Source organism: Burkholderia mayonis (genome assembly GCF_001523745.2).
Taxonomy (GTDB): Bacteria; Pseudomonadota; Gammaproteobacteria; order Burkholderiales; family Burkholderiaceae; genus Burkholderia; species Burkholderia mayonis.
In genome coordinates, this window is the sequence record NZ_CP013386.1 from 1,548,903 (window position 1) to 1,571,226 (window position 22,324).

General features: G+C 65.6%; 21 protein-coding genes and 3 pseudogenes. 12 read left to right on the forward strand and 12 right to left on the reverse strand.

Annotation, left to right across the window (positions count from 1 at the left end; all coding sequences use genetic code 11):
• Positions 1 to 28 precede the first annotated feature (28 nt).
• From WS70_RS07715 to WS70_RS07740, 6 genes and pseudogenes are all read right to left on the reverse strand, one after another.
• Positions 29 to 1,213 carry a Wadjet anti-phage system protein JetD domain-containing protein gene (locus WS70_RS07715; RefSeq protein ID WP_059470516.1) on the reverse strand — a complete coding sequence of 395 codons (1,185 nt, stop codon included), beginning with the start codon at positions 1,211 to 1,213 and terminating at the stop codon, positions 29 to 31.
• Positions 1,210 to 4,581 (reverse strand): ATP-binding protein, encoded by a 3,372-nt coding sequence (locus WS70_RS07720; RefSeq protein ID WP_059597120.1) that lies wholly within the window; start codon positions 4,579 to 4,581, stop codon positions 1,210 to 1,212. The genes WS70_RS07715 and WS70_RS07720 overlap by 4 nt, the downstream gene beginning before the upstream one ends.
• A complete protein-coding gene (locus tag WS70_RS07725) occupies positions 4,574 to 5,227 on the reverse strand; it encodes a DUF4194 domain-containing protein (protein WP_059470518.1) in 654 nt (217 codons plus the stop codon). Before WS70_RS07725 ends, WS70_RS07720 begins: the two co-directional genes overlap by 8 nt.
• Positions 5,228 to 5,229: 2 nt before the next feature.
• Positions 5,230 to 6,690: a DUF3375 domain-containing protein gene (locus WS70_RS07730; RefSeq protein ID WP_059597119.1), complete on the reverse strand. Its 1,461-nt coding sequence runs from the start codon at positions 6,688 to 6,690 to the stop codon at positions 5,230 to 5,232.
• Between the two features lie 95 nt (positions 6,691 to 6,785).
• Entirely contained in the window at positions 6,786 to 6,989 is a 204-nt protein-coding gene (locus tag WS70_RS07735; RefSeq protein WP_226382817.1) for a hypothetical protein, read from the reverse strand.
• A gap of 26 nt (positions 6,990 to 7,015) precedes the next feature.
• A pseudogene (locus WS70_RS07740) lies at positions 7,016 to 7,241 on the reverse strand (MFS transporter); the annotation flags it as partial.
• Between the two features lie 373 nt (positions 7,242 to 7,614).
• On the opposite strand from WS70_RS07740, the gene WS70_RS07750 reads away from it, so the two are divergent.
• The 10 genes and pseudogenes from WS70_RS07750 to WS70_RS07800 all read left to right on the forward strand — a co-directional run bounded on the left by WS70_RS07750 (position 7,615) and on the right by WS70_RS07800 (position 15,193).
• The gene (locus tag WS70_RS07750; RefSeq protein ID WP_059470522.1) at positions 7,615 to 8,121 is read left to right on the forward strand and encodes a DUF1993 domain-containing protein; all 507 of its coding nucleotides are present in this window, start codon (positions 7,615 to 7,617) and stop codon (positions 8,119 to 8,121) included.
• Positions 8,122 to 9,035: 914 nt separating this feature from the next.
• Complete coding sequence (locus WS70_RS07760) at positions 9,036 to 9,437, forward strand: DnaJ family domain-containing protein (protein WP_059470524.1); 402 nt, start codon at positions 9,036 to 9,038, stop codon at positions 9,435 to 9,437.
• Complete coding sequence (gene tadA, locus WS70_RS07765) at positions 9,434 to 10,024, forward strand: tRNA adenosine(34) deaminase TadA (RefSeq protein WP_059470525.1); 591 nt, start codon at positions 9,434 to 9,436, stop codon at positions 10,022 to 10,024. The genes WS70_RS07760 and tadA overlap by 4 nt, the downstream gene beginning before the upstream one ends.
• Before the next feature lie 56 nt (positions 10,025 to 10,080).
• Positions 10,081 to 11,022 carry a muramoyltetrapeptide carboxypeptidase gene (gene ldcA, locus WS70_RS07770; protein WP_059470526.1) on the forward strand — a complete coding sequence of 314 codons (942 nt, stop codon included), beginning with the start codon at positions 10,081 to 10,083 and terminating at the stop codon, positions 11,020 to 11,022.
• 150 nt (positions 11,023 to 11,172) lie between these two features.
• Positions 11,173 to 11,265: pseudogene (locus WS70_RS33780) on the forward strand (reverse transcriptase domain-containing protein); the annotation flags it as partial.
• Positions 11,266 to 11,349: 84 nt separating this feature from the next.
• A pseudogene (locus WS70_RS07780) lies at positions 11,350 to 11,813 on the forward strand (aspartate/glutamate racemase family protein); the annotation flags it as partial.
• A gap of 145 nt (positions 11,814 to 11,958) precedes the next feature.
• Positions 11,959 to 12,909 (forward strand): allantoinase PuuE, encoded by a 951-nt coding sequence (gene puuE / locus WS70_RS07785; RefSeq protein ID WP_059597116.1) that lies wholly within the window; start codon positions 11,959 to 11,961, stop codon positions 12,907 to 12,909.
• Complete coding sequence (gene uraD / locus WS70_RS07790) at positions 12,906 to 13,430, forward strand: 2-oxo-4-hydroxy-4-carboxy-5-ureidoimidazoline decarboxylase (protein ID WP_082716069.1); 525 nt, start codon at positions 12,906 to 12,908, stop codon at positions 13,428 to 13,430. The genes puuE and uraD overlap by 4 nt, the downstream gene beginning before the upstream one ends.
• A 240-nt stretch (positions 13,431 to 13,670) precedes the next feature.
• A complete protein-coding gene (gene alc, locus WS70_RS07795; protein ID WP_059597115.1) occupies positions 13,671 to 14,684 on the forward strand; it encodes an allantoicase in 1,014 nt (337 codons plus the stop codon).
• On the forward strand, positions 14,681 to 15,193 hold the full coding sequence (locus WS70_RS07800) for an ureidoglycolate lyase (protein ID WP_059470530.1): 513 nt from the start codon (positions 14,681 to 14,683) through the stop codon (positions 15,191 to 15,193). The genes alc and WS70_RS07800 overlap by 4 nt, the downstream gene beginning before the upstream one ends.
• 67 nt (positions 15,194 to 15,260) lie before the next feature.
• Here WS70_RS07800 and WS70_RS33785 read toward each other — a convergent pair whose 3' ends face one another.
• From WS70_RS33785 to uraH, 3 genes are all read right to left on the reverse strand, one after another.
• On the reverse strand, positions 15,261 to 15,602 hold the full coding sequence (locus WS70_RS33785; protein ID WP_159082866.1) for a hypothetical protein: 342 nt from the start codon (positions 15,600 to 15,602) through the stop codon (positions 15,261 to 15,263).
• Between the two features lie 83 nt (positions 15,603 to 15,685).
• Positions 15,686 to 16,879 carry a urate hydroxylase PuuD gene (locus tag WS70_RS07810; RefSeq protein WP_059597113.1) on the reverse strand — a complete coding sequence of 398 codons (1,194 nt, stop codon included), beginning with the start codon at positions 16,877 to 16,879 and terminating at the stop codon, positions 15,686 to 15,688.
• A 49-nt stretch (positions 16,880 to 16,928) separates the two neighbouring features.
• Positions 16,929 to 17,282, reverse strand: coding sequence for a hydroxyisourate hydrolase (gene uraH / locus WS70_RS07815; RefSeq protein ID WP_059597112.1), 354 nt, complete (start codon positions 17,280 to 17,282; stop codon positions 16,929 to 16,931).
• A gap of 530 nt (positions 17,283 to 17,812) precedes the next feature.
• On the opposite strand from uraH, the gene WS70_RS07825 reads away from it, so the two are divergent.
• The gene (locus tag WS70_RS07825; RefSeq protein WP_059597111.1) at positions 17,813 to 19,225 is read left to right on the forward strand and encodes an 8-oxoguanine deaminase; all 1,413 of its coding nucleotides are present in this window, start codon (positions 17,813 to 17,815) and stop codon (positions 19,223 to 19,225) included.
• 186 nt (positions 19,226 to 19,411) lie between these two features.
• On the opposite strand, the gene WS70_RS07830 is transcribed toward WS70_RS07825, so the two are convergent.
• The 3 genes from WS70_RS07830 to WS70_RS07840 all read right to left on the reverse strand — a co-directional run bounded on the left by WS70_RS07830 (position 19,412) and on the right by WS70_RS07840 (position 21,252).
• Complete coding sequence (locus tag WS70_RS07830) at positions 19,412 to 20,341, reverse strand: LysR substrate-binding domain-containing protein (protein ID WP_059470535.1); 930 nt, start codon at positions 20,339 to 20,341, stop codon at positions 19,412 to 19,414.
• A 55-nt stretch (positions 20,342 to 20,396) separates the two neighbouring features.
• Complete coding sequence (locus tag WS70_RS07835; RefSeq protein ID WP_159082868.1) at positions 20,397 to 20,777, reverse strand: hypothetical protein; 381 nt, start codon at positions 20,775 to 20,777, stop codon at positions 20,397 to 20,399.
• A 265-nt stretch (positions 20,778 to 21,042) separates the two neighbouring features.
• Entirely contained in the window at positions 21,043 to 21,252 is a 210-nt protein-coding gene (locus tag WS70_RS07840; protein WP_059470537.1) for a dodecin, read from the reverse strand.
• Between the two features lie 87 nt (positions 21,253 to 21,339).
• Here WS70_RS07840 and WS70_RS07845 point away from each other — a divergent pair, with 87 nt between their 5' ends.
• Complete coding sequence (locus WS70_RS07845) at positions 21,340 to 22,278, forward strand: NAD(P)-dependent oxidoreductase (protein ID WP_059470538.1); 939 nt, start codon at positions 21,340 to 21,342, stop codon at positions 22,276 to 22,278.
• Positions 22,279 to 22,324: the final 46 nt, after the last annotated feature.

The following is a 22,324-nucleotide window of genomic DNA, read 5'->3' on the forward strand; positions in this document are numbered from 1 at the left end:
CGTGCGTGGCGGTGAGATTGGGTAAGAGCTAAGCGCAAGCCCGTTCCTCTAGCGCCGCCCTGACCCACCCGAATCCCACGCGCTCTTGCTCGAGCCGTAATCCATGACGAATCCGGTTGTCACGCAGGTCGTCAAAGAGTTCGCGCTCTTGCGCCGTGAGTCGCGGCAGATCGCGTATGACCTGATCGCCTTCGTCTCCCCAGAACGCTTCATGCGCCATCAGTGTCGCGCGGTCCATCAAGAACGAGCCGACGTGCCTGAATCGGCGGCGCAATTGATCGAGAATGGCAAAGCCGTGCGTGTCGATGTCGCCCCAGTAGTGGAGCGCACAGTCCGTGAGCCATCGCGCCGACTCTAGCGCTTCCCAACCGTAGCCCGCCCCGAAAAGCACGATCGACTGCGGAACGTCGGGAAACGCCAAAAAATTTATCTCGTTTTCGGTAATGAACACATGGCGGCACGGCAGCGCGAGGCGCGCGAAGCTGTCGGCGTCGAGTGCGATGTCGGGCCGGCCCATGCCGGGCAGAACGGCGAGCCTCTCATCGAGCACGCGAAAGCGAATCCGAGGCGGCTTCTCGCGGAACCCGTAGCGAGCAGCGAATTGGGCGGCGCCTGTCCGGCTGCTGTCGATTGCCTCGGACGGCAGCACGAGATCGAGCCATTGGGCGAGGACGCCGCGCCGCGCCTCGATGAATTTCGTGTCGACGTCGGCGATTTCGGCTTGGCGAAGATAGACGCCCGGCTGCGGATGGGCTTGCAGCCAATCGACGACTGCCAGCAGCCGTTCCCAATCGCCGGCGAATTCGAGCGCTTGCAACGGGCGCTGCGCAAGCCACGTGGTGAGCTTCGGCTGGCGGGAGCGTGTGATTTCGAGCAGCCGCTCGAACTGCGCTGCGTCGCGGCGCTTGCCGGCGACAGCGAGCGCATCGTCCAGACCGTCGACCCAAGCTGCTTGTGGCACGCGCTGCAGGCCGAGAATTCGATGATTGATTTCTCGCCATTCGATGCGTACGCGCGGTGTCGCGGCAATCTCCGTGATCCATGCGCGTACCGCGTCGAAGCGTTCGGCCAATTCGGACGAGCTCGGGCCTTTTATCGGCAGACGTAGCGGAAATAGCCCCTCGGTGCCGTCCACGAGGCTTCGCAGCCATTCGCCGCGCTCCCACAGGCGTTGGAGGCGGACGCGCAGTTCGGCGGCCGTTGTCCAATTCATTGCTCGAACTCCGCCTTGCGCGCGCGGTACTCCTCGATCGACAGGTTGCGCAGCCTCGACGCGCGTCCGCCCTCGTTCTGAACGAATCCGACGCTCGAAACGAACGGCTCGATGATGTGAATCTTCTGCAGTGGCGTGACGATCAGCAGTTGCAGGTTCAGCTTCTGAAACAATGTGAGACCATACTGCGCCGATTCGTCGGAGCCTCGGCCAAACGCTTCGTCGATGACGACGAAGCGGAACGATCGAGAACGCACGGCGCCCCATTCGAGGCCGAACTGATAGGCGAGGCTCGCGGCAAGGATCGTATAGGCGAGCTTTTCCTTCTGGCCACCCGATTTACCGCCGGAGTCCGAGTAGTGCTCGTATTCGCTGTCGTCTTCGCGCCAACGCTCGCTGGCGGCGAACAGAAACCAGTTGCGCACGTCGGTCACTTTGGCGCGCCATCGCCGGTCCTGCTCGGTCAACCCTTCGCGGCCGCGGAAGCGGTCAATGATCCGTTTGACTTGCAGGAACTTGGCTTCCGAGTATTGGCTATCGTCCGAGCCGGTGAGTTCGCCCTCGGTGCAAGCGCGCAGGTCGCCCTGGAATTCGCGGATCTCGGCGTCGGGGCTGGGCTGACTCTCGAGGACGATGTATCGGCCCGCGTTGTAGTCGATTTGTCGCAACGATTCGTTGATGCGCTCGATGCGTGCCTTGATCGTCTCCCGTTCGCGCGCGAGCTGGGCGTGGAAGTTGGCGATCTCGTTGATCGTATTGACGTTGAGCAGCTCTTTGAAACGCGCCTCGAAGCGCGGCAGATCGTCCGCTTGCAGCCGCGCGAGCATGTCACGGTACTCTGAGCTCGCGTCGAGGCTCGCATCGAAGTCGGCAGTTTCGAGCTTGTAGGCATCCTTGAAGGCCGCCATGGCCTTGACGATTCGTTCGGCAAGGCGGCCGAGCGACTTCGTTTCGTTGTCGATGCGGGTTGTCAATGCCTCGCGCACGTCCCGCTCGCGGTTGTCGCACGACTCGACGGAAAGCTGGTGTTCGCCGAGAATCTCCGCTCGCAAGGCCTCGATTCGCCCTGCAAGTTCGGCATTGACTTGCTCAACGAGCGCGTGCGTCTCGCTGAGCAACGCTTGGGCTGCCTCCCGCTTGGCCAGTATGCCGCCCAGTTCCGAGTCGGTTTCCGAGATCGCCGCTTCACTTCCCTTCAACGCCAATTGCGCCGAGTCCAATTGAGCCGTTAGCTCCGCGAGGGCGTCGCTTGCCGATTCGAGGCGCGCTTTTTCGTCTGCAAGGCGCGCGATTGCAGCGGCGCAACTCGGCCAATCGATTTCTCGAAACTCGACGAACTCGCCGGCACGCGCGAGTGCTTCGAGTTGCTCTCGCACCTTGGCGTGCTCGCTTTGGGCCTCTCCCAGTCGTTGCCCGATCTCGCCGAGCCGAACCTCGAGCGCTCGCCGTTGTGCTTCGAGAGCCGCAATTTTGGCCGTGTTGCTCCAACCGAGTACGTAGCGGCTGCGATCGTCAAGCGCGTGGCGATCGTCTTTTTCGTGGCGTTCCCCCGGCGCTTTCGCTTGGCCAGCATGCGTGATCGCGCGCGTCTCGCGCCGGAACTGCTCCTGCGTATCGCAGCATGCATAGTCGAAACGGCGGCCGATTTCGCGCTCGAGCCAGCTGTAGAACAGCGAATCGGGCTTGATCGCGAGCTTGTGCGCGAGCGAGTCGCGGTGTAACTCCATGGCCTCGACTACGCGCGCGGCGCGTTCGGCGCGCACGCGAAAGTAGACGAGCCGCCCCCGGAGATGAGTGTGATCGACCCACGCCGCGACGTTCGCATAATGTTCGTCGGGCACGAGCAGCGACAGGCCGAAGTTGCGTAGTACGCGCTCGGCGGCGCCCTCCCAATCGCGCGCGTCCTTACGCACCTGAATGAGTTCGCCCGCGAACGGCAGGGCATCTTCCTCCAGACCGAGCGCCGAGCATAGGCTCGATCGCATCGCGACTTGTTCCTTCGGGATGTTGTTGCGTCGGGCTTTCAGGCTCGCTATTTCGTCCTCTAGCAGATCACGCCGCGCTTTCCCTTCGCGGAATGCCACGCTCCATTCGGTAATCGCATTTTGCTTTTGCGCTTCGTCGTCGACGAGCGAGCCGCGCTGCTCGGCCAGACGCTGGCGCTGGGAAACGAATGCAGCCTCATCCGTGGCCTCGGTTTCGCCGAGCAACGTAACGATGGCGGCATAGCGTTGCGCGCGTTCGCGGCGCCGCGCACTTTCTCGCTCCTGCTCGCGCATTTCGACATTGAGCTGTGCGATACGATCGCCTCCTTGTTCGGCCACGGCGCGGCGCAAATCGTCCACGCGCTGACGCGTCTGGTCTCGCGCTTCTTCGTGCCGGGCCTTTCGCGAGGTCGCCCGCGCATGATCCTCATCGAGCAATTGAAGGCGGCGCTCGATGAGGCCGAGCTTGAGTCCAGCGAAGTAGGGCTTCAATGCTTCACGGCACGCTCGCCAGCCGTCGAGAGCATGTCCTTGCTCGCTGTGGCGGTCACAGTCGTCTACGAGCGGTGTCAGCAGTTCCACTTGGCGTTTGGCTTTCAGTACCGCCTCGTGCGCGCGATTCAGATCGTCGAAGTGAGTGATCAATGCGTCGACGCGCGGTGCGATCTCGAACGGCTCGAGCATGTGGCTGCGTACGAAGTCGGTGAGATTGCCCACCGATTTCATCGATACCGTTTGATGAAAGAGCTCGAGCGCCTGCTCGCTTTCGATCCCGAAGCGCCGCCGGAACCAGGCACTGTATTTCGGAAACGTGTCCTCGATTTCGGCACCCAATCCTCGCAGCTTTTTGCGCAGTTGTGCGATGTCGGTGCCGAAGCGCGAGAAGTCGGCTGCGATCGAGAGATTGCGCTCGGCACAGACGAAGAATCGCGCGGGTTGAGCCTGCGCGTCTTTCATCCAGAACACCTGTGCGAGTGTGACCGTGGCATCGTATCCGGCGTTACGAAATACCCCCAAGATCACCGAATAGTTGTTGTGATCTCGCAGACTCACGGGCTTGGCGGTCCCAGTGACCTCGTTGCGCTCCGACTTGTAGTAGCCGAGCACATACGAGCGCAGCGTGCGTTCCTTGCTGTCCGCGCCCGCCGCCTTGTTGTAGGCGATGCGCTGCGCGGGCACGAGGAGCGTGGTGACGGCGTCGACGAGCGTCGACTTGCCGGAACCGATGTCTCCTGTCAGCAGGCCGTTGCGGCCATCGGCCCGCAGCACCCAGACCCGCTCGTCGAAAGTTCCCCAGTTGAAAACTTCGAGCCGCTCGAGGCGAAAGCCCGTCAGGATGTCGTCGGCGGCAAAATCGAAGCTGAGCGCGCGCGGTTCATTCATCGCGACTCTCCCGTTGGTCCGAAACCGTCGAATCTTGAAGGTGCGCCCGATAGCCCGCGAGCCGCGCGTCGAAATCGAGCAGCCATTGCGCATCGACGAATGCTTTGAGAATACGCCGTACCTCGAATGTCGGTGGCCCGCTCGTGGCCTTCATCCGGCGCAGGAAGCCCAGTTCGACGATCTTGTTCACGTGTGTATCGATCTGATCGACCAGGCGTGCCTCGTTAGTACTCGCGGGAAGGAATACGCGTGCGAGTTCGACGATGTCCTCGCGTGCAAGAACGAGCCGTGTGTCGCCGCCGCCGGCATCCCATTCCGCCAGTTTCTTTCGAAGCAGTGCGAGCAACAGGCTCACGGGGAACGAGAGTGGGCGCCGGACAACGAGCCGGGGTAGCTTGGTCTGGTCGACGCCGGCTTCGGCGTCGTGCTCGGCGCGGCTTTTTACGAAGGCGTAGCCTTCCGCCTCGTCCACGACCAGTTCGAGGCCGAGCACGGCGACGTAGTCGCGCACGTGTGTCTGCAATTCGAGCAGCGCGGCCCAGAGGCGCTCGTTTCCATCGCGATAAACCACGCCCTTGAGCAACGCGATGGCAACCGCCGGCAAATCACCTCGACCAAGCGACGAGGCTTGCTGTTCTTCCGTCATCTCTACCTTGTGAAAATCACGCGCGGCATGGTCGCACGCTTGACGATTACTGTTCCGTTGGCGTCGTTCGCCTGCCATTCGATGGTATCGGAGATGGTTTCGTCGACAGTCGCCCGAAATGATCCCGCTTCGGCGCCCAGTTGCATATAGGCGACGAGCTCGGCGAGCCCATGCGCGAGCGGCTGTGACGCGGCCAATTCGGCAAGCGTCACTTGCGGCCGATCTTGGAGGCATCGGCGGATGTGGCCTGCGAGGCGCGCGCGATCGACGACGATCTGCGTGTAGAGTGCAGAGGGATCGAGGTCCGTCTCGCCGGTCTCGAGTGCGACGTTGGTGATGAGAGGGCGCAGCGCCGGCACGTAAAGCGGGCGCTCCATTGGCAGCTCGATATCAGCGGATGCGGTCTCGATCTCCGTGACGGCGCCTGGCGGAGGCGCTTCGCGCAGCGCAAGCGCTTTCGTTTCGATACCACGCAGAATGTCCATGATGCGGCGGTTTTCTAGCCACGCTCGATCGTCGAGGAAGCGTCGAAGCTGCTGCGAGAGCTGCGCAACGGTGCGTTGTGTATGTTCGCCCGCTTCCAGCCAGTCATAGTGAACGCGCCGCATGCGCGCGTCGGGCCGCATTTCCATGATCGCGGGCAACTCGAGCACGCGCTCGAGCCGTTCCGAGAGTTCCTCTTGACGGCGGCTCGACATCAGGAAGTCCCAAAACGCCCGGAAGCTGCTGCCCTGATCCGAATCGGCGATCGCGTCGCGCTCGCCCATGATTTCCTCGATGAGCGCGCCCTTCGATCCTTCCCAGAGCGCGATTCGCTCGCGTACATGCCGGTCCAGCAGCCGAAAATTTTGTTCGACTTCGCGGAAGTCCGTGAGCAGTTCGCGCGCCATCTGCATGAATTGCTGAAAGCGATCCTTGAGCGCGGCATCGTCGAGCAGCCGGACGTCACCCGCCTCCACACGAGCGATTTCTTCGTCGATCTGGCCGCGCCGCGCGTGGAGCTCGGCAAGACGCTTTTCCGGATCCGCCTCGCTGCCTTCGCCCATCTGCCGCAGCAGCTCGAAAAGTGTCAGGAGCCGCGATTCCGTGCCGACAAAGCTGCGTTCCGTCAGCGTGCCGAGCCACGCGATCGCTTTCTCCGCAGCGGGGGTCAGGTCGAACTGCGGTTCATCGGAACCTGGGCGATAGAACTTGCGCAACCATCCCTTTTCGGGGCCAGCCCAGTCGTTCAGATATTCGAGCGCGGGCTTCGGGAAAGCGCCTTCGCCGAGCAGTTCGCGCAACCCATAAAGCTCGTCCTCGAGTGCTTCGGCAAGAACAGGAGCCGCCACGACGCGTACGTTTGGTGCGACGAACACTCGATGCAGGAAACTGACCGCGAGCGGCGCATGATCGGAGCGTAACAGGCGCCAGGCGGGGTGCCGCGTGCGCAGCGCATCGAGGGTAGGGTAGTCGAGGGGCATCGGTACAAGATGATGGGTGCGGCACCCATGGGAAGATCGCCGACTGTGGCTCGAAAAGCCATTATCCTACCAGGGCTTCCGCATGAAGACGTGCGTCAGGCAAGGCCGAGGATGGCGTCGCGCATGACGGTGTCCCAAGCCGCGAGGTTACGGATGTTCTTCAAGCTGAGCTTTTTCGGCTGGCGGTTCTGAGCCAGCCGGGCAAGATTGAGCGTGATCTTGCGTAGGCTGGCCATGTTACGGGCGGCCAGCAGCTCCAGAATCGCCGTAATTTCGTTGCTCTTATCGGCTGTACTCACCTGCCTCAAGGCTGAGGCCGTTGTTCGAGCACCAGGCCGATATTGGCCGCATGGGAGCCTTGCTCGGCGGAGAGCGCGTCGAGGAGCGGCTGCGCGTAATAGACGTTGGCGACGCTCAGGCCGCCCGCGCAAGCGAACAGCGCGACTGCGCCGCGCGGCAGCGTCGCAGACGCCGCCGGGGAATCGATCGTGCGAATCGAAGAGGCGGCAGGCGCCGCTCGGGGAGCTTGCATGCAGGCGTTCCGTTTTTATGGTTGCAAAATGAAACTATTTAGTAGAGTAAATCTGATGGTTTTAAAATGCAACTAGATGATGCAAGATGTTGGTGCAAGGCTCGATGCGGAGGCGGGATCGTGAACGCGGCGAACGGCGCGTCAGCAGGAAAGCGGGTTCGAAGCCGTGAGTCTTCCAAGTCGTCCCGTGCGTATCGCACGCCGCGCGACCCGCAACCCCGCGCACCCCGCGCACCCCGCGCACCCCGCGCACCCCGCGTGCCGCCGAATGCCGCCGAATGCCGCCGCGCGACGGCGAGCGTGGGCGGGCCGATCCGGTCTATGCTACGGAGCCGATGTCGGCCGTAGCCGGCCGTCCCGCGAACGATCAACGAACCCGTCAAGGAGAAGCCATGGCACTGTCGATGTACGACGTCTCGATTCCCGCGCTGATTCGCGGCTTGAACAACCTATCGGCCGTGCTCGACAAGGGCGATGCGCACGCGCGCTCGCAGGGCATCGATCCGGCCGAACTGGTTCGTGCGCGGCTTCGCGACGACATGTACTCGCTCGATGCGCAGGTCCAGCGGGCGAGCGATACCGCGAAGGGATGCGGCGCGCGGCTCGCGGGCATTGCGGTGCCGTCGTTCGCCGATACGGAAACGACGTTTGCCGAACTGCGCGCGCGCGTGGGCAAAACGATCGATTTCCTGAAGACGATCCAGCCGGTGCAGCTCGACGGCAGCGAAACGCGCACGATCGAGCTGCCGCTGCGGGACGGCGTGATGACGTTCGACGGCAAATCGTACCTGCTCGGTTTCGCGCTGCCGAATTTCTATTTTCATACGACGACCGCGTACGACATCCTGCGCTACAAGGGCGTGCCGCTCGGCAAGATGGATTATCTCGGCGGGCGCTGACGCGCGGCCGGCGCGCAGACGCTGTCGTCGGCGGCGTCTGTGGGCGGTGATTCTGGGGCGATTCGGTGACCCGGTGACTCACTGACCGGGAATGAGGGTGATGCCGGAACAGGGAAAAACTTGCTGGGGCAGAGTCCGGAAGGCGCTAGTGTAGGGTTTCGCTCTCGATGGAACTTAAAATCGCTATGAAAACCTTGTGCGCATTGGGCTTCGTACGTTTCAAATAGCGTAAAACACTATACCAGGGCTATGTTCGTCGACGATGAGGCGACGGGCATGTCGTCGGCGTATCTGGCCCGAAAGATGGGGTTGACCGAGCCGGTCGCGAAGCGCGTATGTATGGCGAAGCGTCGGCTGTCGGATTGCGGCGCACGAAACGAGCCGGGGCACCGGCGAGGCGCAAGAAGCAGGTAGCGGAAGGCAAGGACGAGCGATGGCGACCGCTAGTCTAGTCTTCGCAAGCCGAACGAAGCCGAACGAGCGAAAAATCGTCATTGACAGCCGCCCGTCGTCGGCCATACCGCGAGCGGCCGGTGTCTCGCCGCCCGAATCCGCTTTTGCCGCGGGTTCCGTTGCGCCTGAAACCTTAGAACCTCACTCCGGTCGCACACCCGCCCGCAAACCCGCCATTGCCGCCGACGCCTCCGCACATCGCGCCGCAGCCCGACGACAGTCCGGCGGCGACGAGCGAAGCGGCAAAAACGAGGGCGCGAACACGGCGCCGAGCGGCGATCGACATTGCTTCGTTGCCCTGAGCGAGCGCGGAGCGGCAAGCGCCGCGCGGTTGGAGAGGCCGCAGCAAGAATAGCGCCTTTCCCCGCGTCCGGGTCCGGATATCGAGCATTTGCTCGGACGGGCTGGACCTCGGCGCGCCGCCTGCTAAAATCCGCATGCCGCATTGTTATGAAACCCCGATGAAACTGCTTGACGCTCTAGTCGAACAACGCATTGCCGCTGCCGCCGCGCGGGGGGCGTTCGACGATTTGCCGGGCGCCGGCGCGCCGATGGAACTGGACGACGATCTGCTCGTTCCGGAAGAGGTGCGCGTCGCGAATCGGATCCTGAAGAACGCGGGCTTCGTGCCGCCCGCGGTCGAGCAACTGCGGGCGCTGCGCAACCTGCAGGACGAACTGCGCGCGGTCAGCGATCGCGCGACGCGTTGTCGTCTGCAGGCGAAGATGCTCGCCCTCGACATGGCGCTGGAGTCGCTGCGCGGCGGCCCGATGGTCGTGCCGCGCGAATACTGCCGCCGCATCGCCGAGCGTCTGTCCGAGCGCGTGCTCGGCGACGCGCAGGGCGAAGCGGGGCCGATGTGAGGCCCGCCGACGCGCCAGCAGTCGGCGTTCTGCCGGTTCCGCCCGACGAACCGCAATCGCCGCTCGCGTCGGCCGACGCCGAGCGCGATCGCCGCTACATGCGCCTGGCGCTCGAAGCCGCCGAGGAAGCGCGCTCGGCAGGCGAAGTGCCGGTCGGCGCGGTGATCGTGCGCGGCGACGAGGTAATCGCCCGCGGCTTCAACCACCCGATCGGCGGCCACGATCCGTCCGCTCATGCCGAGATGGCCGCGCTGCGCGCCGCCGCGCGCGCGCTGCGCAATTACCGGATGCCGGGCTGCGAACTGTACGTGACGCTCGAGCCTTGCCTGATGTGCTCGGGCGCGATCATGCACGCGCGGATCGCGCGCGTCGTGTACGGTGCGACCGATCCGAAGACGGGCGCGTGCGGCAGCGTCGTCGACGCGTTCGCCGATGCGCGCCTGAACCATCACACGACGGTGGAAGGCGGCGTGCTCGCCGACGAATGCGGCGCGGCGCTCAGATCGTTTTTCGCGGAGCGGCGGCAGGCGATCCGCGAGGCCCGCCGCGCGCAGCAGGCGCCCGACGCGCCGCCGCGCGACGAATGAACCGAGCGGCGCGGGGCGCCTCTAAATACGTCTGATCGATTCTTCCCAGCGAATTCATGATTTCCACGTCCCGCACGCCGCGCACCATCCGTCTCCTCGCTCCCTCCGGTTATCCGCACGACCCCGCCGCCATCGACCGTGCGCTCGAACGTCTGAGCGTCGGGCAGCATCGCATCGAGAATCTCGATGCAACGCAGCGTCGCTATCAGCGCTTCGCCGGCACCGACGGCGAGCGCGCGGGCGATCTGAACCGGCTCGCCGACCCGTCGCTGCCGCTGCCCGACATCGGCCTCGCGGTGCGCGGCGGCTACGGTGCCGCGCGGATCCTGCACGGGCTCGATTACCGCGGGCTTGAAAGCCGGCTGCGCGACAGGCCGATCGCGCTCGTCGGCCACAGCGACTTCACTGCCATCCAGCTCGCGCTCTACGCGAAGGCGCGCGTGAAGACGTTCGGCGGGCCGATGCTGTCCGCCGATTTCGGTGCGGAGGCGCCGAGCGAGTTCACGCTCGCGCATTTCTGGCAGACGCTCACGCAGCCGTCGACGACGATCGTCTCCGACGTGCCGCAGACGCAAGTCGTCAACGCGTCGGGCACGCTGTGGGGCGGCAATCTGGCGATCGTCTCGTCGCTTGTCGGCACGCCGTACATGCCGCAGATCGAAGGCGGGATCCTGTTCGTCGAGGACGTCAACGAGCAGCCGTTTCGGATCGAGCGGATGATCTACCAGCTTCATCTCGCGGGCATCCTCGCGCGCCAGCAGGCGCTCGTGCTCGGCCAGTTCACGGGCGCGCGCCCGTTCGAGTACGACAACGGCTACGACATGCAGACGATGATCGATCAGGTGCGCGGCGTGATCGGCATTCCGGTCGTCACGGGGCTGCAGTTCGGCCACGTGCCCGATCTGTTGACGCTGCCGTTCGGCGCGCGCGCGGAGCTTGTCGCGAACGAGCACGGCTTCAGACTCACGATGTCTGACTATCCGTGCCTCGCGGCGTGAACGTCGCGTCGTGCGCATGCGGATGCGGAACGAAAAGGCGCCTTCGGGCGCCTTTTTTCATGTGCGCCCAGCATGGGCGCACTTATATGGACGAAAGTCCCGCCGCGAGCTGACCACAGCGAGCGAAGTGAGGCGCAACTGCGGAAGGGTGCCCGCCGGGTGGCCGCGAACAGTCGGCGATGGTGGCGCAACAGCCGCCTGCTGATGAACCGCGTCATGCCGATCGCCTACTTCGACCGCCTGCGGGCTATATGGTGTGGCGTGCGGGCTGGCGCAACATCGGCCTCAATCTCGGCGGCGTCAGGTATCACGGCGCCGAAGTGATTCCGGTACGGGATGAAGCGCTTTTGCCGCAACGTGCGCGCGACCGACGTCGCGGTGCTCGATCTCGACAAGCCCGGCTCGGCCGCGCGCCGCGTGATCGTCGACGAAGCCGGTGCGCGCTCGCCGAGGACGGCGCGGATGCGATCGTGCTCGGCTGCGCGGGGATGGCGGAATTCGCGCACGAGATCGAGGCGGCGATCGGCGCGCCTGTGGTCGAGGGCGTGACGGCCGCCGTCAAATGGGCAGAGGCGCTGATTGCGCTCAAGCTCTCGACCGCGAAGCGCGGCGACTTCGCGCGGCCGCTCACGAAACGCTACGACGGCGAGTTCGCGCGCTTCAGCCCCGGCGGCGCGCCCGCGCATGCCGCGTCTGTGTCTGCGTCCGCAGGCGCTGCGACGCCCGCCGCGGTGGAACCCACCGCGGCGACCTCCGACGTTTTTCCGCAACCGCACATACATTCCGTCTGACATGCACTATCCGTGCGCCCGTATGGGCGGTCCCGGGCGTTTTCGCTACACTGGGCCATCCTTCGCACCGGCCGAGCAGCGCCAGTTTCCAGGCGCGGCGCGGCCGGCGCGAACTTGCTGACGGGGCATCACTTCGCATCCAATCATGGCATTCGATCCCAACTATCCACGCGATCTGATCGGCTACGGCCGACATCCGGTGCAGGCGAACTGGCCGGGCCGCGCGCGCGTCGCGGTGCAGTTCGTGCTCAACTACGAGGAAGGTGGCGAAAACTGCGTGCTGCACGGCGATCCCGCATCCGAGCAGTTCCTGTCCGAGATCGTCGGCGCGGCCGCGTATCCGGCGCGCCACATGAGCATGGAGTCGATCTACGAATACGGCGCGCGCGCGGGCGTGTGGCGCATCCTGCGCGAGTTCGAGAAGCGCGGGCTGCCGCTCACCGTGTTCGGCGTCGGCATGGCGATCGAGCGGCATCCGGAGCTCGCGCGCGCGTTCGTCGAGCTCGGCCACGAGATCGCGTGCCACGGCTGGCGCTGGATCCATTATCAGGACATGACGCCCGAGCGCGAGGCCGAGCACATGAAGCTCGGGATGGAAGCGATCGAGCGCGTGACGGGCGTGCGCCCGCTCGGTTGGTATACGGGCCGCGACAGCCCGAACACGCACCGGCTCGTCGCCGAATACGGCGGCTTCCTGTACGACTCCGATTACTACGGCGATGACCTGCCGTTCTGGATGGACGTCGAGATGCCGGGCGGCGCGACGGCGCCGCAACTGATCGTCCCGTATACGCTCGACACGAACGACATGCGCTTCGCGACGCCGCAGGGCTTCAATACCGCCGATCATTTCTTCCACTATCTGCGCGACGCTTTCGACGTGCTGTACGAGGAGGGCGACGAAGCGCCGAAGATGATGTCGATCGGCATGCACTGCCGGCTGCTCGGCCGCCCCGGCCGTTTTCGCGCGCTGCAGCGCTTCCTCGATCACGTCGAGCGGCACGATCGCGTGTGGGTGACGCGCCGCGTCGACATCGCGCGGCACTGGCGCGAGCATCATCCGTATCAGCCCGCTCGACACGAGGGGGACGCATGATAAAGGCGATGCGCTACACGCTCGATCAATTGAATGCGATGTTGACGGATGCGTTCGTCGCGGCGCTGTCCGGCATCTTCGAGCATTCGCCGTGGGTCGCCGAGGCGGCCGCGCAGGCGCGCCCGTTCGACAGCATCGACACGCTGCATCGGACGATGAGGCGCGCGGTCGAGACCGCGGGCGATGCGCGGCAGCTCGCGCTCGTCAACGCGCACCCGGAGCTCGCCGGCAAGGCGGCGGTGCACGGCGAACTGACCGCCGAATCGACGCGCGAGCAGAGCGGCGCGGGCCTCGATCGCTGCACGCAGGAGGAGTTCGACAAGCTGCAGCGGCTGAACCGCGCGTATCGCGAGAAGTTCGGCTTTCCGTTCGTCCTCGCGGTGCGCGGCTACGACCGGCACGGGATCATCGCGAACTTCGAGGCGCGCATCGATCATTCGCGCGACGAGGAATTGCGCGCGAACCTCGAGCAGATCTATCGGATCGCGCGCTTCAGGCTCGACGATCTGATCGACGCATGAGCGGCGGCTGAACGCCGCGGCCGGCGCGGCGCGGGGCGATGCCGCCACGCGCGGCGAAGCGGCTTTCGGCGAAGCAAAAACGAATCAGGCGATGCGCGGCGCGGCACGTTCGCCGCGACGACATCCGCCGCGGTGCGCACGGCGCGCCGCGTTTCCCGCCGCGCACGCACGCGACGACGTGCGGCGACGGCTTTCCACTCATCCGCATCACGCATCACGCTTCACGACAAGGACAATACGATGGCACTTCCGCTTTCCGATCCGAACGCACCCGAGTTCACGCGGCGCTACGTGAATCTGGCCGATCCGCGTCTCGGTGCGCAGGCGCTCGAGGCGAGCGACGATTTCTTCGCGCCGAAGGAGCGCATGCTGAATCCGGAGCCGGCCGTCTTCATTCCGGGCAAGTACGACGATCACGGCAAATGGATGGACGGCTGGGAGACGCGCCGCAAGCGTACGACAGGCTACGACTGGTGCATCGTGAAGCTCGCGCGTCCCGGCGTGATCAAGGGCTTCGACATCGACACGAGCCACTTCACCGGCAATTTCCCGCCCGCCGCGTCGATCGAAGCCGCGCACGTTTCCGAAGGCGCGCCGAACGAAGCGACCAAGTGGGTCGACGTCGTCCCGTCGACGACGCTGCAGGGCAACAGCCATCACTACGTCGAAGCGCGCGATGCGAACGCGTACACGCATCTGCGCGTGAACATCTATCCGGACGGCGGCATCGCGCGGCTGCGCGTGTACGGCCAGCCGCAGCTCGATTGGGCAGGCGCGAGCAAGTCCGAGCGGTTCGATCTCGCGGCGATGGAGAACGGCGGCTACGTCGTCGCGGCGAACAACCAGCACTTCGGCCTCGCGTCGAGCCTGCTTTTGCCGGGCCGCGGCGTGAACATGGGCGACGGCTGGGAGACGCGCCGTCGCCGCGAGCCGGGCAACGACTGGGCGATCATCGCGCTCGCGCAGCCGGGCGTGATCCGCAAGATCGAAATCGACACCGCGCACTTCAAGGGCAATTATCCGGATCGCTGCTCGATCCAGGCCGCATACGTGACGGGCGGCACCGACAGCTCGCTCGTCACGCAGGCGATGTTCTGGCCGGTGCTGCTCGGCGAGCAGAAGCTGCAGATGGACAAGCAGCACTATTTCGAAACGGAGCTCGCCGCGCTCGGGTCCGTCACGCACGTGCGCCTGAACATCGTTCCGGATGGCGGCGTGTCGCGCCTGCGCGTGTGGGGCACGCTCGACCAATGAAGACGCTCGCGATCGAACCGTTGACCCGCGCCGCATTCGCGCCGTTCGGCGACGTCATCGAGACGGACGGCGCGAAGCAGATCCCGATCAACCTCGGCACGACGATGCGCTTTCACGATCTCGCGCGCGTCGACGTGGCCGATGAACGCGGGCGGCCGCTCGTGAACCTGTTTCGCGGACAGCCGCGCACGCTGCCGTTCGAGGTGACGATGCTCGAGCGGCATCCGCTCGGCAGCCAGGCGTTCGTGCCGCTCGCCGACGCGCCGTATCTCGTCGTCGTCGCGCCCGCGGGCGAGCTCGATCCGGCGAAGATCCGCGCGTTCGTCACGCGCGGCTGGCAAGGCGTCAACTACGCGAAGGGCGTCTGGCACCATCCGCTCATCGCGCTTCAGGGCGTCAGCGATTTCATCGTCGTCGATCGCGGCGGCGACGGGCTCAATCTGAACGAGCAGCGGCTGCCAGAGTCGCTGTGGCTGACGGAGGATGCGCTGCGCTTGGTGTCGGCTTGAGGCTGCGCGTCGCGATGCGTGGCGCGGAGTCGCCGATGCGGCGCGATGCGATGTGCAGTACGTTGCGTCACATCGTTTGCATCGGGCTTCCGCCGCGCATCACGATCACATCTTCGTGCCGCTCGAAGACGGCGAGCGCGCGCTCGTCGCACTGCAACGGGAAGCGCTTGCCGCCGCGCGCGATTGAGCGCGGCGCAAGCGTGGAACGGCGCTCAACGTTGAGGATTCGAATTCGTGCATGACCCAAGCGGGTCACGATCGCGCGGAAACGGTCCGAGCTTGCCGGACGGTTTGCACTGAACGATCGGAGCGCGATCGCGTCAACATCGCGCCGCATCGACGCGGTTCCGGTTCGAAAAGAGGGATGCCCGTCAAAAAAACAGGCTCGCAAAACGAGCCTGAAAAGCATGGCGATCGTTGGTCCGAACCACGGAACTGCCGAACCGTCAGGCGGCCGGCCGATCCAGTGCTCCGTCAAACGTCTTCACACGTCTATTTCATCGCGCCGCTCTCGAACCATGCGGCGATCCGCATGCGCTCGCCGTCGGTCATGTGCGTGACATTGCCGATCGGCATCGCCTTCAGCCGCACCGCCTGCTGATAGATCCGCGGCGCGTTTTGCGCGATCTCGTCGGACGTGTCGAACATCACGCCGGCGGGCGCGCTGCCCATCAGCGTCGGCTTTGCCGAGTGGCACGCGACGCAGCGCTGCTGCAGGATCGGCGCGATGTCCTTGATCGCCACCTTCGGCGCATTCGCGGCGTGCGCCTCGGGCGCGATCGGCTTCGGCATCGTCGCGACGAGCGCGACCACCATCAGCGCGACGCCGCCGAGCGGCAGAAACCAGAGCTGCTGGCCGCGATGGCGCATCACGAAGAACTGACGAATCAGCGCGCCCGCGAGCATGATGATGACGAGCACGATCCAGTTGTACTGGTTCGCATACGTCATCGCGTAGTGGTTCGACAGCATCGCGAACACGACGGGCAGCGTGAAGTACGTGTTGTGCACGGAGCGCTGCTTGCCGCGCTTGCCGTAGATCGGATCGGGCGTTTCGCCCTTGAGCAGCTTGTCGACCATCTTGCGCTGGCCGGGGATGATCACGAAGAACACGTTGGCCGTCATGATCGTCGCGAGCATCGCGCCGACGATCAGATACGCGGCGCGGCCTGAGAACACGTGGCACGCGAGATACGCGGCCGCGACCACGTAGACGCCGACGAACACGCCGAGCAGCTCGTCGCGGTTGCCGAGCAGGCGGCACGCGGAGTCGTAGACGATCCAGCCCGCGAGCAGGATGCCGAGCGCGGCCGAGACCGCGACGACGGGGCCCATGTCGAGCACGTTCCTGTCGATCAGATACGTGTTCGGTGCGAGCAGGTACAGCACGAAGAAGAGGCCGAAGCCGGACATCCACGTCGTGTAAGACGGCCATTTCGACCAGTGCAGGTCTTCCGGCATCTCGGGCGGCGCGACGAGATATTTCTGCATGTTGTAGAAGCCGCCGCCGTGCACGTGCCATAGCTCGCCGAACACGCCGCGCGCTTTCAGCTGCGCGTCCTTCGGCGGCTTCAGGCTGTTGTCGAGCGCGACGAAGTAGAACGACTCGCCGATCCATGCGATCGCGGCGACGACGTGCAGCCAGCGGATCGCGAGATTCAGCCAGTCGGTGATGAAGCCTTCCATGAAACGTCTCCTGAGTCGATCGTTGTCGTATGTGGGCAGCGATACGTGGTCAGCTGCCGCGATAGGTGCTGTACGACCACGGCGACACGAGAAGCGGCACGTGATAGTGCGCGGCGGGATCGGCGATGCCGAAGCGCAGCACGACGAGATCGACGAAGCGCGGCTCGGGCAGCGCGACGCCCTGCGCGGCGAAGTAGTCGCCCGCGTGGAACACGAGTTCGTAGGTGCCGGCCGTGAGCGCGTCGCCTTCGAGGAGCGGCCCATCGCAACGGCCGTCGTCATTGGTGAGCACGGTCTTCAGCAGGCGGTATCCGTTGCCCGAAAGCGTATGGAGTTCGATCTTGATCGCGGCGCCCGGACGGCCGTGCGCGGTGTCGAGTACGTGGGTAGTGAGCTTTCCCATTCGCAATGTCCTTGTGTAGTTGCGAGGATCGGCGGCGGCTCGATCCGATGAGACTATGGCGGATCGAGGCTCCACGTCAGTGGCTACATACCCGTCGGCGGATCGAAGCGAGCGCCGTGCAGCCATTGTAAAAAGGTTCGGACAGGAAACCGTGAGCGATAACGAAGATAATGCGCGCCGCATGACGGCGCGTCCATGCGCGCCGGAGCGAGCGCGGACGGCGCTCGGACGATACGGCGCGTCTTTGCGTGGTCCCATGATCGAGGGTAGACGAACATATTGGCTGCGTGAAGACGGACATGCGCGCGGCCCGCTTGCGCCGCGCGCCGCGTTGCGCGATGCTCGGCCGGTGCGCAGGCGCCCGGCGGTCCGACGAGGATCGCGGCGGCCGCGCACCCCGAAGACGGCGGGTACGCCGGGTAACCGGGCCAGGGCGTTCGAACGGACGCGGCGGCGCGGTGCGTGCCGCGCGTCGCGTTCGAGCAGGACGCACCGCCTCGACGGCGGAACGATACGGAGATCGAACGACGATGGAACGACACCCGAGCGTGCGCGACGGCGCGCAATCCCTTACCCCGCCCCGTCCGAAGACGCTGCTCGTCGAGCACGCCGACGTGCTCGTGACGATGGACGGCGCGCGCCGCGAGCTGCGCGACGCGGGCCTTTACGTCGAAGACAACCGGATCGTCGCGGTCGGGCCGAGCGCCGAGTTGCCCGCGCACGCGGACGAGGTGCTCGACCTGCGCGGCCATCTCGTGATCCCAGGGCTCGTCAACACGCACCACCACATGTACCAGAGCCTCACGCGCGCGATTCCCGCCGCGCAGAACGCCGAGCTGTTCGGCTGGCTCACGAGCCTGTATCGGATCTGGGCGCACCTGACGCCGGAGATGATCGAGGTGTCGGCATTGACCGCGATGGCCGAGCTGCTGCTGTCCGGCTGCACGACGTCGAGCGATCATCTGTACATCTATCCGAACGGCAGCCGGCTCGACGACAGCATCGCGGCCGCGCGGCGCATCGGCATGCGCTTTCACGCGAGCCGCGGCAGCATGAGCGTCGGCCAGCGCGACGGCGGGCTGCCGCCCGACTCGGTCGTCGAGCGGGAGCCGGACATCCTGCGCGACACGCAGCGCGTCATCGAGGCCTATCACGACGACGGCCGCTACGCGATGTTGCGCGTCGTCGTTGCGCCGTGCTCGCCGTTCTCGGTGAGCCGTGGGCTGATGCGCGATGCGGCGGCGCTCGCGCGCGAGTATGGCGTGTCGCTGCACACGCATCTCGCTGAGAACGTCAACGACGTCGCGTACAGCCGCGAGAAGTTCGGGATGACGCCCGCCGAATACGCGGAGGATCTCGGCTGGGTCGGGCGCGACGTGTGGCATGCGCACTGCGTGCAGCTCGACGAGCCGGGCATCGCGCTCTTCGCGCGCACCGGCACGGGCGTCGCGCATTGCCCGTGCTCGAACATGCGACTTGCGTCCGGCATCGCGCCCGTGCAACGGATGCGTGTCGCGGGCGTGCCGGTCGGACTCGGCGTCGACGGCTCCGCGTCGAACGACGGCGCGCAGATGGTCGCCGAGGTGAGGCAGGCGCTGTTGCTGCAGCGCGTCGGCTTCGGGGCCGATGCGATGACGGCGCGCGATGCGCTCGAGATCGCGACGCTGGGCGGCGCGCGCGTACTGAACCGCGATGATATCGGCGCGCTTGCGCCCGGCATGGCGGCGGATTTCGTCGCGTTCGACTTGCGCGCGACGCAGTTTGCGGGCGCGTTGCATGATCCCGTCGCGGCGCTCGTGTTCTGCGCGCCGTCGCAGGCGGCGTACAGCGTCGTCAACGGGCGCGTCGTCGTGCGGGAAGGGCGCTTGACGACGCTCGAGATCGAGCCGCTCGTCGCGCGGCACAACGCGCTTGCGCGCACACTCTATGAAGCCGCACGCTGAGCGGTGTATTCTGCCGCTCCTCGGGTGCGCAATCGACAGTGCAATCGACGGCGCAATCTGCCGCACATTCGGCCGCACAGTCGGCAGCGCATTCGGCTGAGCAATCGACGGCGCGCTGCGCAAACGACTTCGCCGTCGATTGCGCGATGCGCGCCGCTTGCGCCGCGGATCGCGCAGCCTGCGCGCTCACATGTCGATCAGCGTGCGGGTCGCCTCGGCGACGAGTCCGCGCAGCCAGCGCACTTCGTCCGAGTAATGACAGCGCTCGTGCCAGAGCTGGTAGTACTGCATCGGCGGGAAGTCGAGTGGCGCGGGCACGACCGACAACGGCAGGAACTTCGCGTAGTGATCGGCGAAGAGCCGCGTCGTCGTGAAGATCAGATCCGACTTCACGAGCACGTACGGCGCGAGATTGAAGTACGGCAGCGTGACGACGACGTGGCGCTTCAGGCGCTCGCGCGCGAGATGAACGTCGATCGCGCCGCGCTGGCCGACCGAGTACGGCGTCGGCGCGAGATGAGGCGCATTCAGGTACTGGTCGAGCGTGAGACCGCCGCGCTTCGCGAACGGATGCGTGTTGCTCATCAGGCAGACGATCTCGTCGACGAACAGGTTCGACAGGTGCAGTTGCTCGGGCGGCTCCGGCCAGTTGCCGACGACGATGTCGAGCTTGCCGTCCTCGAGCGCGAGTTCGTAGTCGAACGCGGGGCCGAGCGAATGGAATTCGAGCGTCGCGTTCGGCGCGGCCTGCCGGAAGCGTTCGACGACGGTTGGCACGAACAGCACGTTCAGATAGTCGGGGCAGCCGATCCGGTAGCAGCGAATCGACGTCGCCGGATCGAAATTGTGCTGCTGAAACTTGATCCGCTCGATCTCGCGCAACGCGTTCTGCACGGGCTCGAGGAGGCGCAGGCCGTACTCGGTCGGCACCATGCCGGACTTGCCGCGCACGAGGAGCGGGTCGCCCGTGATGTCGCGCAGGCGGCGCAGCGCGGCGCTGATCGCCGGCTGCGACTGGTTCAGTTTGACGGCCGTGCGCGTCACGCTGCGCTCCATCAATAAGGTATGCAGGACGCGCAAAAGATACGTGTCGATCGCCTCGCGTTGCTGGCTCATGCTCTCTCCATTTATATGTGTAGGCTGATCGATTGGGGATGGGGGTATATGGTTTTTAATATGGACATAAAGGAGCGTCAAGCGCGGCTTTTTCGAATCGCTTCGCGCGGCGTGCGTGATCGGCGGGGCGCGAACGTTGCGCGCGGCGGGCGGTGTGCTTGCGGCCTTGGCGCGTAAAGGCGATGAAGGCGGGCGACGAAGACAGCGAAAAAAGGGACGGCGTGACGGGGCGTGAAGGACGCCGAAAGGACGACGAAGAGTCGGGCACGTCGCGCGATGCGCTTCGCGCGTGGCGTGCGCCTTGTCCGGGGCGCCCGCCGCCCGCCGGCGACTGCCGACTGCCGACTGCCGACTGCCGGTTGCGGATTGCCGACAGAGGCGTTCTCGAATTGCCGCCGACCTCGATGATCGGCACGACGTCGAACACGTCGAACACGTCGAACACGTCGAACACGTCGAACACGTCGAACACGGCGAACACGGCGAACGAGCGAATCGCGCTCGCGCGTCACGCTTCTCCGCGACGCCGGCCGGCAGACGAGCCGAACGCATGACGCCCAACGCAAGCGGCTCGCCGAGCACGCGCCGCATGAAAGCGGCAAAAGCGCGCTCGACGCGCGTCGCGCGTTTGCGATGCGCCGTCCGTGCGCACGGTGCGAGCGTTCCAAACGACCGTTCGACGCCGCACCCGGCGTAGCCGTTCAGTCTTCGATGCGCAGTCCGACCTTGAGCGTCACTTGCCAGTGAATCACCTGGTCGCCTTCGATGTGCCCGCGCATGTCGGTCACTTCGAACCAGTGCAGATTGCGCACGGTCTTCGCGGCCTTTGTGATCGCGTTGCGGATCGCGTCGTCGCTCGATTGGCGTGACGAGCCGGTGAGCTCGATCAGTTTGTAGACGTGGTCGTTCATGACGTTCTCCAATGAAGCGTTCGACGTTCGGTCCAGCCGCGGTGCGCGCATCTGTCGTTCTCGCGCATGCCTTCCTGAGTGATAGGTATGATGGGCGGCAACTTCAATCGGTATTCGAACGAGAGGAAAGGGGAAGACGTGGACGTGGGATTTTGCGGACCGGGCTTGATGGGTGCGCCGATGATTCGGCATTTGCTGTTGGCCGGCCATCGGGTGCACGTATGGAACCGCACGCGCGAGAAGGCCGACGCGCTCGCCGGACACGGCGCGCAGGTTGTCGATACGCCGGTCGAGCTTGCCGCGTGTGCGGAGACGGTGGTGCTTTGCGTGCTCGACGCGCCTGCGGTCGGCGACGTCGTGTTCGGCGCGTTTGGCGTGCTCGCGGGCGATGCCGCCACGCGCCGCGTGCGGCGTATCGTCGATCATTCGAGCATTCCGCCCGCGGCGACGCGCGCGTATGCGGCGCGTGCGGCGGCGCTCGGCGTGAGCTGGGTCGACGCGCCGGTATCGGGCGGCGTGCCGGGCGCGGAAGCGGGCACGCTCGCGGTGATGGCGGGCGGCCCGCTCGCGGACGTCGACGCGGTGCGCGAGCTGATCGGCGCGTATGCGTCGCGCGTCACGCATCTCGGCGACGCGGGCGCGGGGCAGACGGCGAAGCTGTGCAATCAGGCGATCGTGACGGCGACCGTCACCGCGATCGCGGAGGCGGTGGGGCTCGCGCAGGCGAGCGGCATCGACGCGGCGCGCCTCGCCGAAGCGCTCGCGGGCGGCTGGGCGGATTCGGTGCTGCTGCAGACGTTCGTGCCGAGGATGACGAGCGGCGGCCATCCGCCGATCGGCGCGCTGAAGACGTTCCAGAAGGATGTCGATGCGATTGCCGACGCGGCGCGCGACGCGGGTGCGGTGATGCCCGTCGCGGCGACGGTGCAGCAAGTGCTGCGACTCGGTGCGGCGATGGGGCTCGCGCAAGCCGATTTCGCGGCGTTCATCGACATCGTGCGTCCGCGGACGAGACGGAGCGAGTAGCCGACGCGCAAGCGACACGCGCACGTCGACAACATACCCCGCCGCA